The organism is Nonomuraea sp. NPDC049625, assembly GCF_040675285.1.
Lineage (GTDB): Bacteria > Actinomycetota > Actinomycetes > Streptosporangiales > Streptosporangiaceae > Nonomuraea > Nonomuraea angiospora_A.
In genome coordinates, this window is sequence record NZ_JBFAOQ010000013.1 from 91002 (window position 1) to 101957 (window position 10956).

Sequence of the window (10956 nt, forward strand, 5' to 3'; positions counted from 1 at the left end):
AGGCGGTCCTAGCCGGATACTCGCGCGGTGATGTCGTCACCGATCTCGTGGGTGGTGCGGCCCGCCCAGCCGGCCAGCCGCTCGAGGATGTCATCGGCGACCGCCTGCTCGACCTTGGCCGCCTCGGCGTGCAGGCCCAGGTGGTCGAGGAGCATGGCGACGGACAGGATGGTCGCGGTCGGGTCGGCCTTGCCCTGGCCGGCGATGTCGGGGGCGCTGCCGTGCACCGGCTCGAACATGCTCGGCGCGGACCGCTCGGGGTTGATGTTGCCGCTGGCGGCCAGGCCGATGCCGCCCGCGATGGCGGCGCCCAGGTCGGTGATGATGTCGCCGAACAGGTTGTCGGTGACGACCACGTCGAACCGTTCCGGCTGGCTCACGAAGAACATCGAGGCCGCGTCGATGTGGCAGTAGTCGGTCGTGACGTCGGGGTATTCCGCCGCCAGGCGGTTGACCGTGCGCTGCCACAGGTCACCGGCGAAGGTGAGGACGTTGGTCTTGTGGACGAGCGTCAGCTTCTTGCGCGGCCGCGTGACGGCCTTCTCGAACGCGTAGCGCACCACGCGCTCGACACCGTAGGCGGTGTTGAGCGACTCCTGGGTGGCGATCTCGTGCGGGGTGCCGCGCCGCATGGCGCCACCGGTGCCCGCGTAGAGGCCCTCGGTGCCCTCGCGGACGACGATCATGTCGATGTTCTCCGGCGGCGTGTCCGCCAGCGGGGTCTCCACGCCGGGGAACAGCTTGACCGGGCGCAGGTTGACGTAGTGGTCGAACTCGAAGCGGAGCCGCAGCAGCAGATCGCGCTCGAGGATGCCCGGCGGCACGCTGGGGTCGCCCACGGCGCCGAGCAGGATCGCGTCGTAGCCGCGCAGCTCTTCGAGCACGGCGTCGGGCAGCGTCTCGCCGGTACGGTGATAGCGTGCGGCTCCCAGGTCGTAGTGAGTGGGCTCGATCTTCGTGCCAACTGCCTCCAGGACCTTGAGCCCTTCGGCCACGACCTCGGTGCCGATCCCATCGCCGGGGATGACGGCCAGACGGATGTTACGCGACTCCATGGGCGGTACCTTACCGCGTCGTCTCGGCTGACGAACACTTCATCTCATCTTTCGGACGCCCCCTTTGTCCGGTATTGCGGTTCTTTGACCGTTTCGTTAAAGTCACCGACCAGCCTAATCCGCGCGCCGTTGCGTGGAGTCGGGGACCCACATTCCCCCTGGGGCGAGTCGGCATCCCCATGCCGTAGGGCTACTTCCAGGCCCGAGCCCGTCAGCTAACCCGGCCGGCCGTATGGAAGGACAGACCCCTGTCTCGAATCGCCATTGTCCTGGCGGCGGGCGCCGCCGGGCTCATGCTGGCCTCCCCAGCCCATGCCTCGTCCAAGCTCGACGACCTCACCACCCTGACCGGCGGCCAGATCAAGGAAATCCAGGAGAAACAGGCTCCGAAGCCCGCCTGGAAGGTCGCCATCAAGTTCGCCATGAGCAAGCGCGGCACCCCGTACGTGTGGGGCGGCGCCAGCCCGAGCGGATACGACTGCTCCGGGCTCATGCTCAGGGCGTACGAGCACGCCGGAATCGAACTCCCCCGCACCGCCGCCGAACAGTACGGCGCGTTCACCAAGAAGATCGCCTGGAAGGACCTCAAACCCGGCGATCTGGTCTTCTTCCACGGCCTCGGGCATGTCGGGATGATCTCCCGGCCCGGCTACATGGTCCACTCGCCGCACACGGGTGACGTGGTCAAGGAAGAGCGCCTGACCTCCTGGCGCAGAGACTCCTTCGTGGGCGGCGTCCGCCCCGACCGCAAGGGCGTACGCCTCTGGTCCAAGCTCCAGGAGCAGCGCGACGAAACGCCCACCACCCTCACGGCCACCCTGTAGGAGGCTGCGGCGTCCGCCTCCCCACGCGACGGTCAGGGGAGGCGGGCGTCGAAGATGAGCTCCCAGGCACGGGTCCTGGCGCGGGCCACCGCGCCCAGCAGGACGCCGCTGTCCCCCAGCGTGCTGGCCACCACCGACGGCCGCAGCGGGCCGAGCTCGGCGATGCGGGCCTCGATGGACTCCCCCAGGAGGTCCAGGTTGCGGCCCACGCCGCCGCTGAGCACGATCACCTCCGGATCCAGCACGGCGGCCACCGCCACCAGCAGGCCGCCGATGCGGCGCCCCTCGGCCTCCACCACCGAGCGGGCCACTCTGTCGCCGGAGGCCGCCGCGGCGAAGACCTTCTTGGCCGTCCGCAGGCTCAGGCCGGCGGCGCGGGCCGCGCGGACCACTCCGGGCGCGGCGGCGACCGCCTCCGTGGCGCCGTGGGCCAGGGCGTCACCGGCCGGCGGCGCCGGGTCCTCGGTCGCGGGCAGGTACGAGACCTCCCCCGCCGCTCCCCGGGCGCCCACGTACAGCTCACCGTTGATCACGATGCCCATCCCGACGCCGGTGCCGACGGACACCAGCGCGAAGTTTGACGTGCCGCGCCCCGCCCCGTGCGTGTGCTCGCCGACGGCGGCCAGGTTGATGTCGTTCTCGATGACGAGGTCGACCTCCATCTCGGCGCGCAGGCGCTCGGCCAGGTCGGAGCCGGGCAGGTTGGGGGCGAACTCCAGGCGCCCGAGCTCCGGGTCGTACACGCCGGGCGTGCCGACGACGGCGCAGGCGATGTCGGGCCAGTCGACGCCGGCCTCGTAGGCGGCGGCCCGGCACAGCTGTCCGACCAGGAGGGCCAGTTCGGCGGAGGTGAGGGCGGTGTTGCGCCCGTCCCTCCGGCCGGCGAATTTCCCGCGCAGGTCGGCGACGGCGACCCTGATCCAGTCACGCCCGATGTCGACGCCGGCGACGTGGGTGGCGGCGGCGTTGACGTCGTACAGGGACGTGACCGGCCCCGGGCGGCCGGAGACCTCGCCGACGAGGTGAACGAGCCCGTCCACCTCCAGCCCGGCCAGGGCCGCGGACACCGTGGGCTTCGACAGGCCGGTGATCTTGGCGAGGTCGGTGCGCGAGGCGGGGCCGTGCTCCTGAAGATGGTCGAGCAGGCGGCGCTCGTTCAGCACTCGCAGCATCCGCGGATTACCCAGGTCGCCCCGCATCTCACCCTCCTTGAGGAAACAGAGCCTAGCCAACTCGCCTGATAGTAAATTACCTTTCTTACCAAGCACAGGGGCGGCACATCCGGAAGGACGAAGTGCGATGCACCGAGCATGGCGATCAATCCCTGTCGCGGCGGTCCTCCTGGCCGCCGCCTGCGGAAACGCCGGGAACAGTGCCGGAAACGGCACCGGCGCCACCACCACGACCACGCAGAACCAGGGCGGCAAGACGATCGCGCTGTTCCTGCCCGAGTCCAAGACCACCCGGTACGAGGCGTTCGACCGCCCGCTGTTCGAGGCGAAGGTCAAGTCGCTCTGCCCCGACTGCAAGATCCTCTACAGCAACGCCGAGCAGGACGCCCCCAAGCAGCAGCAACAGGTCGAGGCCGCGCTCACCCAGCAGGCCGACGTGCTCGTGCTCGACGCCGTGGACGCCAACGCCGTGGCTCCCCTGGTGAACCAGGCCAAGCAGAAGAAGGTCCCGGTCATCGCCTACGACCGGCTGATCTCGGGGATCGACTACGCGTACTACGTCTCGTTCAACAACGTACGGGTGGGCGAGATGCAGGGCCAGGCCCTGCTCGACGCCATGACCGCCAGGGGCACGGCGGCGAAGGGCCAGATCGTGATGATCCACGGCTCCCCCACCGACCCCAGCTCGGCCGACTACAAGAAGGGCGCCAAGAGCGTGCTGGACGGGAAGGTGAAGGTCGGCAGGGAGTTCGACACGCCGGACTGGAGCCCCGACAAGGCGCAGCAGGAGATGGAGCAGGCCATCACCGCGCTGGGCAAGGACACCATCACGGGCGTGCTGTCCGCGAACGACGGCATGGCGGGCGGCGCGATCTCGGCCATGAAGCGCGCGGGCTACAAGCAGCTCCCGCCGATCACCGGCCAGGACGCCGAGCTGGCCGCCGTCCAGCGCATCCTCACCGGCGAGCAGTACATGACCATATATCTGGACATCAGGGCGGAGGCGGAGAAGTCCGCCGAGCTCGCCGTCGCCGTCGCCAAGGGCGAGCAGCCCACCGCGCCCGCCAAGGTCAACAACGGCGCGGCCGACATCCCGGCGTTCCTCCTCGACCCCATCCCCGTCACGGCCGACAAGGTCAAGGACACGATCGTGAAGGACGGCTTCTACACCGCCGCCCAGCTCTGCACGGGCGAGGTCAAGGCCGCCTGTGAGAAGCAGGGCATCGAGTAGATGCTCTCGGCGACAGACATCTCCAAACGGTACGGGGCGGTCCAGGCGCTCGACGGGGCCCGCCTGGACCTGCGCCCCGGCGAGGTCGTGGCCCTCATGGGCGACAACGGCGCGGGCAAGTCCACGCTGGTCAAGGCCATCTCGGGGGTCGTGACGCCGGACGCCGGCACGATCATCGTGGACGGCTCGCCGGTCAGGATCGCCAACCCGCACGACGCGCAGGCCCTCGGCGTCTCGACCGTCTACCAGGACCTCGCGCTCTGCGAGAACCTCGACGTCGTGGCCAACCTCTTCCTGGGCACCGAGCGCCGCCGCGGCTCGCTGCTGCGCCACATCGCCATGGAACGCGCGACCCGCGACCTCCTCGGCCAGCTCGACGTGCGCATCAGGGACATCAGGGTGCCGGTCGCCATGCTGTCGGGCGGCCAGCGGCAGTCGGTGGCCATCGCCAGGGCGCTCATCGGCGAGCCGCGGCTGGTCATCCTCGACGAGCCCACGGCGGCCCTGGGGGTCGAGCAGACGGCGCAGGTGCTGGCGCTGATCGGGCGGCTGCGCGAGCGCGGGCTCGCGGTGCTGGTCATCTCGCACAACCTCGCCGACGTACGCGCGGTGAGCGACCGCGTGGTGGTGCTGCGGCTGGGCCGCAACGCCGGTGAGTTCACCACGGCCACCGCCTCCCAGGAGGAGATCGTGGCCGCGATCACGGGGGCGGGGACATGACCGACACGCTGGTACGCAGCCCGTACACGCCGAAGGTCGCCGTCGAGCGGCTGCGCCAGGGGGACGTCGGCGCATGGCCGGTGGTCGGCGGGCTGATCGCGATCGCGATCGTGTTCAGCACGCTCAACGACCGCTTCCTGTCCCCCGAGAACCTCACCAACCTCGTGCTCCAGATGGCCGCCACCGGCACGATCGCGCTCGGCATCATCATGGTGCTGCTGCTCGGCGAGATCGACCTGTCGGCGGGCTCGGTCAGCGGTCTGTGCGCCACGATCATGACGATCGTCCACGTCAAGCAGGGCTGGAACCCGCTGCTCGCCATCCTCCTGGCGCTCGCCGTGGGCGCGGCGATCGGGTTCCTGCACGGCCTGATGCTGACCAAGCTGCGGATGCCGTCGTTCGTCGTGACGCTGGCCGGGCTGATGGGCTGGCTCGGCCTGCTGCTCTACCTGCTGCGGCAGGGCGGGACGATCAACCTGCCGTTCACCGGCTTCATCTCCAAGCTGAGCGACACCTGGCTGCCGGGCTGGCTCGCGTGGACGGTCGCGGCGGCCCTGGTGGCCGTGTCGGCGGGCGCGTCGCTCGCGGTCAGGAGGCTGCGGCTGGCGGCCGGGCTGCCGGTGACGCCGCTGTGGTGGTCGCTGGCCAAGGCGGGCGGGCTGGCGGTGCTGCTCGCCGCGGCGGTGATCGTCATGTCGGCGGACCGCGGCGTGCCGCTCCTGCTGATCATCTTCGGGGCGCTGGTGGTGCTGCTCGACCTCATGCTGAGGCACACCACGTTCGGGCGGCACCTGTACGCCGTCGGCGGCAACGCCGAGGCCGCCAGGCGCGCCGGCATCAACGTCACCAGGATCAGGATCCTCGCGTTCATGCTGGCCTCCACGCTGGCCGCGGCCGGGGGCATCCTCGCCGCCAGCCGCCTGTCGGCCGTCAACCAGGGCTCGGGCGGCAGCGACATCCTCCTCATGGCGATCGCCACCGCGGTCATCGGCGGCACCTCGCTGTTCGGCGGGCGCGGCCGGGCCTACGACGCGCTGCTCGGCGTCCTGGTCATCCAGGCCATCTCCAACGGCATGTACCTGCTCAGCGTGGACTCCTCGGTGCGGTTCATGGTGACCGCCGCGGTGCTGGCGCTGGCCGTGGCCATCGACTCGCTCGCCCGCAGGGGCGCCGCCCGGTGACCCGGGTTCTGGGCATCGACGTGGGCGGGACGAAGGTGGCCATCGGGGTGTCCACGGCCGACGGCCCCGCGCTGTCCGCCCACGTCCGCCTGGACACCGGGCCTGACACGCTCGCGCGGGCGCTCGCGGCGGCCCGGGCCCTGGACGGCGCGCCCGCCGCGGTGGGCTTCTCGACGTGCGGGGTGATCCGCGATGGCGTGGTGCGGCTCGCCCCGAACGTCCCCGGCTGGGAGGGCCTCGAACTGCCGAGGCTGCTCCAGGAGGCGTACGGCGCCACTCCGGTGTCCATCGACAACGACGTGAACGCGGCGGCCGCCGCGGAGCTGCGCTGGGGCGCTCTGCGCGGGGTCTCCACGGGCGTCTACCTGAACCTGGGCACCGGCCTGGCGGCGGCCCTGGTGGTGGACGGCCGGGTGGTGCCGGGCGCCCACGGCGCGGCAGGCGAGATCGGCTACCTCCAGGTGACGCCGGGCGAGCCCGCCTTCGCCGACGGCCGGGTGCCCCTGGAGGAGCGCGTCGCGGGCGGCGCGCTGGCCGCCCGCGGCACCGCCCTCCTGGGCCGCCCCGTCACGGCGGCCGAGCTCCTGGGCGGAGGTCACGCGCGGGAGCTGGTGGACGAGGCGCTGCGGACGCTGGCCATGAGCGTGGCGAACCTGTGCGTGGTCCTCGATCCCGAGCGCCTGGTGGTCGGCGGCGGCATGATGGGCGCGGCGGAGCTGATCCTGCCGAGGCTGGCGGCCGAGGTCGGCCGGGCGGTGCCGTTCCCGCCGGAGGTGCGCCCGGCCCGCTTCGCGGACGACGCGCCCCTGCTGGGCGCGCTGGCGCTGGCCCGCGCGGCGGTAGCGTAGGGGTATGGCACTGGAGCAGGTGCATCTCACCGGGGAGAAGGCCACCCTGCTCGCGACCCTGTACGGGCGGGCGCTGGACGCGCGGTCCCCGGATCCGATCCTCGGCGACGACCTGGCCGCCGAGGCGGTCGAACGCATCGACCACGACTTCACCGAGACCGGGATGAACGCCGGCCTGGCCGTCTCGGTCGCGATCAGGGCGCGGTTCATCGACCGGTGGGCGGCCGGGTTCCTGGCCACCCATCCCGAGGCCACCGTGCTCCACCTGGGCTGCGGCCTCGACACCCGCGTCCACCGGCTGGACCCGCCGCCCAGCGTCCGCTGGTACGACGTGGACTACCCCGACGTGATCGAGCTGCGGCGGCGCCTGTTCCCCGAGCGGCCCGGCTACCGCCTGATCGGCTCGTCGGTCACCGAGCTGAAGTGGCTGGAGCAGGTCCCGGGCCACGCCCCTGTGCTGGTCGTGGCCGAGGGCCTGCTCTACTATCTCGACCCCGGCGAGGGCCGGGCCCTCATCATGGCGATCGTCGACCGCTTCCCCGGCGGCCAGTTCGTCTTCGACGCGGTGAGCCCGCTCGGGCTCAAGACGCAGAAGCTCAACAGGCCGGTGCGCAAGGCGGACGCCCACCTGGTCTGGGGAATCGACGGGCCGGGCGAGCTGCTGGCGATCCATCCGAGGTTGCGTTGCCTGAGCGCGGTGAGCGCGTTCGACATCGAGGGGTTCGACCGCCTGCCGACGCCGCACCGCGTCGCGGCCCGGATCGCCGGGCTGCTGCCGGGGGTGAAGCGGGCGGCGGTGTTCTACCGGCTCGGGTTCTGAGGGGCGCCGCCGTTGTCCCTGCGGTCCAGGGCGGTCTGCAGGGCCTGCGCGGCCTCGTCCTCATGCTCCTCGGCACGGTTCCAGGCATACATCTCGTACATGTGACTCATCTCATTTCGCGAGCCGTTCGGCGGACGAATGGGACTTATTGGCCGACACCACGACGCTCCGCGGCGAGTCGTCGACCTGCCCTAACAGGCCCCGCCGCGGCAGGTAATAAGTACGAGCACCTGGCGCATTACCAGCAACAGTACCCCAGCAATCTCATTGGATGTCCTAGTATCTTGCATGCTGAGACAACAAAGGCCGCCACCCGGAACCGGGTGACGGCCTTCAGGCCGGGCAGGAGGCTCAGCCCTCCAGGTCCACGGAGCGGCCGCTCTCGGCGCCGATCTCGTTCCCGATCTGGTCGATCACGTCGGCCGGGATCGCCGAGTCGACGGTCAGCGCGATGAGCGCGTTGCCGCCCTTGGTGGAGCGGGCCACCTGCATCGAGGCGATGTTGACGCTGTGCTCGCCGAGGAGACGGCCGACCACGCCGACGATGCCGGGACGGTCGGTGTAGGTGAAGAACGCCAGGTGGGCCGTCGGCTCGATCTCCATCTCGTAGCCGTTGACCTCGACGATCTTCGTGATCTGGCGCGGGCCGGAGAGCGTGCCGGACACCGAGACCTGGCGGCCGTCGGCGAGCACGCCGCGCACGGTCACCACGTTGCGCCAGTCGGGGCTCTCCGAGCTGGTCACCAGCTCCACGTTGAGACCGCGGTCCTTGGCCAGCAGCGGCGCGTTGACGTACGTGACCTGCTCCTCGATCACGTCGGTGAACACGCCCTTGAGGGCGGCCAGCTCGATCACCCGCACGTCCTCGGAGGCGATCTCACCGCGCACCTCGACGTCGAGCTTGGTGGCCACCTCACCGGCCAGCGCGGTGAAGACGCGGCCGAGCTTCTCGGCCAGCGGCAGGCCCGGCTTGACGTCCTCGGCCACCACGCCGCCCTGGACGTTGACCGCGTCCGGCACGAACTCGCCCGCGAGCGCCAGCTTCACGCTCCGCGCGACCTGGGTGCCGGCCTTCTCCTGGGCCTCGTGCGTGGAGGCGCCCAGGTGCGGCGTGACGACGACCTGGTCGAGCTCGAACAGGGGGCTGTCGGTGCACGGCTCCTTGGAGAACACGTCGAGGCCCGCTCCCGCGACGCGCCCCTCCTTGATCGCCGAGTAGAGGGCGCCCTCGTCCACGATGCCGCCGCGGGCGACGTTGATGATGCGCACCGACGGCTTGACCTGGTGCAGCTCCCTGTCGCCGATGAGACCGAGGGTCTCCTTGGACTTGGGCAGGTGGACGGTGATGAAGTCGGCCTGCTTGAGCACCTCTTCAAGGCTGAGGAGCTTGACGCCCATCTGCGCGGCGCGAGCCGGCGGCAGGTAGGGGTCGTAGGCGATCAGCTCGACGCCGAACGGCTGCAGCCGCTGGGCCACGAGCTGCCCGATCTTGCCCAGACCGAGGATGCCGATGACCTTCTCGTCGAGCTCGACACCGGTGTACTTGGAGCGCTTCCACTCCCCGTTCTTCAGCGCGGCGTGGGCCTGGGCCGTGTTGCGCGCGCTGGCCAGGATGAGCGCGAGGGTCTGCTCGGCGGCGCTGGTGATGTTGGAGGTCGGCGCGTTGACGACCATGACACCGGCCTTGGTGGCGGCTTCGACGTCGACGTTGTCGAGGCCGACGCCGGCGCGGGCGACCACGCGCAGCTTCGGCGCCGCGGCGATGGCCTCGGCGTCGACCTGCGTGGCGGAGCGCACGATCAGGGCGTCCACCCCGGCGAGGGCGGGCAGCAGCTGGGAACGGTCGGCGCCGTCGGTGTGGCGGACCTCGAAATCAGCGCCGAGTACGGCGAGGCCAGCCTCGGACAGCTCCTCTGCGACCAGAACGACGGGCTTGTTCACTGGTGTGGATCCTTAACGGCACGGCGGGCATTCGGGGGACACGTCCACGGATCCCCCGACGGTCCCACAGATTCTATCCGGCGCTTGTGAACGCGTTCACGAGGCACCCACGATGTGAGACAGCTCCGCTCTACCCCCGGAGGAAGAAACTCATCCACTCCGCTCACATCTTTGTCTTGATCGGGAGATTTATTCGCCATTAGCCTGATAAGCCGTGGCCGAGTACCTAGGGTTCGTCTTATGAGCATCGGGAATCCTGCGCTTGCCGACGCGCTCGCTCAGCATGGCACTCCGCATCGCCTGCTGAGCGCTCTCGCCGACGGTGGAGTCCTGGTGGCAGTGCGGTCAGACCGCTCGGTCGTCCTCGGGACGACCCAGGCCGGAGACCGGGTGTTGCTCGGTTACACCGGCTCTGTCACCTATGCCAGGCACCGCGGCAGTCATTCCCTATCGGCGTGCGACGCCGACACCATCCTGGACATCCAGCGCGTCACCGGCGTGCGGGAGATCGTGATCGACGCGGCCGGACCAGCCGCCGCGGCCGTGCCCATCGACGACCTCCAGCGCTTCATGTCCTCGTCGCGTTCGGGGCCGACGCCCGTCCTCTCGGGGGCGGTGCCTGCCGCGTACGCGACGGGGGCGATGGCGACCGTGTCACGCGGTGCCGCGCTGGCCCAGGTGGCACCTCCGACTCCGCAGGCGCCGACGCTGCCGTGGGTGCCCGCGCCCCGGCCGCACCTGTCGGGGCCCATGCAGCAGGTGGACCCCGGCTACCGGCGGTGCGCGCATCCGATCCTGCCCGCGCTGCGGCAGGCCATCGGGCTGCTGCTCATGGACTTCCCGCTGGTGCACCACGTCTGGATCTCCGAGGCGCGCACGGCGTCCGGGGCTCCGGGGATCATGCTGCACGTGAAGGTGCACATGTCGGCCGCCGAGGACGTCGTACGCGACCTGCACCGCCTGGTACGCGCCCGGCTGCCGCAGTTCGCGGCCTCCGGTGCGCCGATCCTCATGGCGAGGGTGGCGGACGCGCGCAGCGAGCAACGGATGATCGAGATCGGCGCGCACGTGGTGTGCGCGAACGTTATCGACTGACGCGAGCCATATGGCGCGGGGCCCGGGTGATCGGGCCCCGCGGCATGGGAAAAAGTGGGCCCTCCCGAA

General features: G+C 70.7%; 10 protein-coding genes and 1 riboswitch. Of the genes, 7 read left to right on the top strand and 3 right to left on the bottom strand.

What is annotated here, in order from left to right:
• Positions 1–8 precede the first annotated feature (8 nt).
• A complete protein-coding gene (locus AB0J87_RS42815; RefSeq protein WP_350729660.1) occupies positions 9–1055 on the bottom strand; it encodes a 3-isopropylmalate dehydrogenase in 1047 nt (348 codons plus the stop codon).
• A gap of 101 nt (positions 1056–1156) precedes the next feature.
• Positions 1157–1300, top strand: a riboswitch (cyclic di-AMP (ydaO/yuaA leader).
• A 48-nt stretch (positions 1301–1348) separates the two neighbouring features.
• Here AB0J87_RS42815 and AB0J87_RS42820 point away from each other — a divergent pair.
• A complete protein-coding gene (locus tag AB0J87_RS42820; RefSeq protein WP_363976099.1) occupies positions 1349–1879 on the top strand; it encodes a C40 family peptidase in 531 nt (176 codons plus the stop codon).
• Positions 1880–1911: 32 nt separating this feature from the next.
• Here AB0J87_RS42820 and AB0J87_RS42825 read toward each other — a convergent pair whose 3' ends face one another.
• Positions 1912–3078, bottom strand: a complete 1167-nt coding sequence (locus AB0J87_RS42825; RefSeq protein ID WP_363976102.1) for an ROK family transcriptional regulator — start codon at positions 3076–3078, stop codon at positions 1912–1914.
• Between the two features lie 100 nt (positions 3079–3178).
• On the opposite strand from AB0J87_RS42825, the gene AB0J87_RS42830 reads away from it, so the two are divergent.
• Genes AB0J87_RS42830 through AB0J87_RS42850 form a run of 5 tightly spaced genes read left to right on the top strand, consistent with a single transcriptional unit; the run spans position 3179 to position 7851 of the window.
• Positions 3179–4282 (top strand): sugar ABC transporter substrate-binding protein, encoded by a 1104-nt coding sequence (locus AB0J87_RS42830; protein WP_363976105.1) that lies wholly within the window; start codon positions 3179–3181, stop codon positions 4280–4282.
• The gene (locus AB0J87_RS42835) at positions 4283–5002 is read left to right on the top strand and encodes an ATP-binding cassette domain-containing protein (protein ID WP_363976108.1); all 720 of its coding nucleotides are present in this window, start codon (positions 4283–4285) and stop codon (positions 5000–5002) included.
• Complete coding sequence (locus AB0J87_RS42840) at positions 4999–6183, top strand: sugar ABC transporter permease (protein ID WP_363976111.1); 1185 nt, start codon at positions 4999–5001, stop codon at positions 6181–6183. Before AB0J87_RS42835 ends, AB0J87_RS42840 begins: the two co-directional genes overlap by 4 nt.
• Positions 6180–7031, top strand: coding sequence for an ROK family protein (locus AB0J87_RS42845; protein WP_363976114.1), 852 nt, complete (start codon positions 6180–6182; stop codon positions 7029–7031). The genes AB0J87_RS42840 and AB0J87_RS42845 overlap by 4 nt, the downstream gene beginning before the upstream one ends.
• 4 nt (positions 7032–7035) lie before the next feature.
• The gene (locus AB0J87_RS42850) at positions 7036–7851 is read left to right on the top strand and encodes a class I SAM-dependent methyltransferase (protein WP_363976117.1); all 816 of its coding nucleotides are present in this window, start codon (positions 7036–7038) and stop codon (positions 7849–7851) included.
• A gap of 351 nt (positions 7852–8202) precedes the next feature.
• Here AB0J87_RS42850 and serA read toward each other — a convergent pair whose 3' ends face one another.
• Positions 8203–9792: a phosphoglycerate dehydrogenase gene (gene serA / locus AB0J87_RS42855; RefSeq protein WP_363976120.1), complete on the bottom strand. Its 1590-nt coding sequence runs from the start codon at positions 9790–9792 to the stop codon at positions 8203–8205.
• 333 nt (positions 9793–10125) lie between these two features.
• Here serA and AB0J87_RS42860 point away from each other — a divergent pair, with 333 nt between their 5' ends.
• Complete coding sequence (locus AB0J87_RS42860) at positions 10126–10887, top strand: hypothetical protein (protein ID WP_350729645.1); 762 nt, start codon at positions 10126–10128, stop codon at positions 10885–10887.
• Positions 10888–10956 lie beyond the last annotated feature (69 nt).

Coding starts and splice junctions, on each gene's coding strand:
- AB0J87_RS42815 (WP_350729660.1), bottom strand. CDS start 1,055: ATGGAGTCGCGTAACATCCGTCTGGCCGTCATCCCCGGCGATGGGATC.
- AB0J87_RS42820 (WP_363976099.1), top strand. CDS start 1,349: ATGCTGGCCTCCCCAGCCCATGCCTCGTCCAAGCTCGACGACCTCACC.
- AB0J87_RS42825 (WP_363976102.1), bottom strand. CDS start 3,078: ATGCGGGGCGACCTGGGTAATCCGCGGATGCTGCGAGTGCTGAACGAG.
- AB0J87_RS42830 (WP_363976105.1), top strand. CDS start 3,179: ATGCACCGAGCATGGCGATCAATCCCTGTCGCGGCGGTCCTCCTGGCC.
- AB0J87_RS42835 (WP_363976108.1), top strand. CDS start 4,283: ATGCTCTCGGCGACAGACATCTCCAAACGGTACGGGGCGGTCCAGGCG.
- AB0J87_RS42840 (WP_363976111.1), top strand. CDS start 4,999: ATGACCGACACGCTGGTACGCAGCCCGTACACGCCGAAGGTCGCCGTC.
- AB0J87_RS42850 (WP_363976117.1), top strand. CDS start 7,036: ATGGCACTGGAGCAGGTGCATCTCACCGGGGAGAAGGCCACCCTGCTC.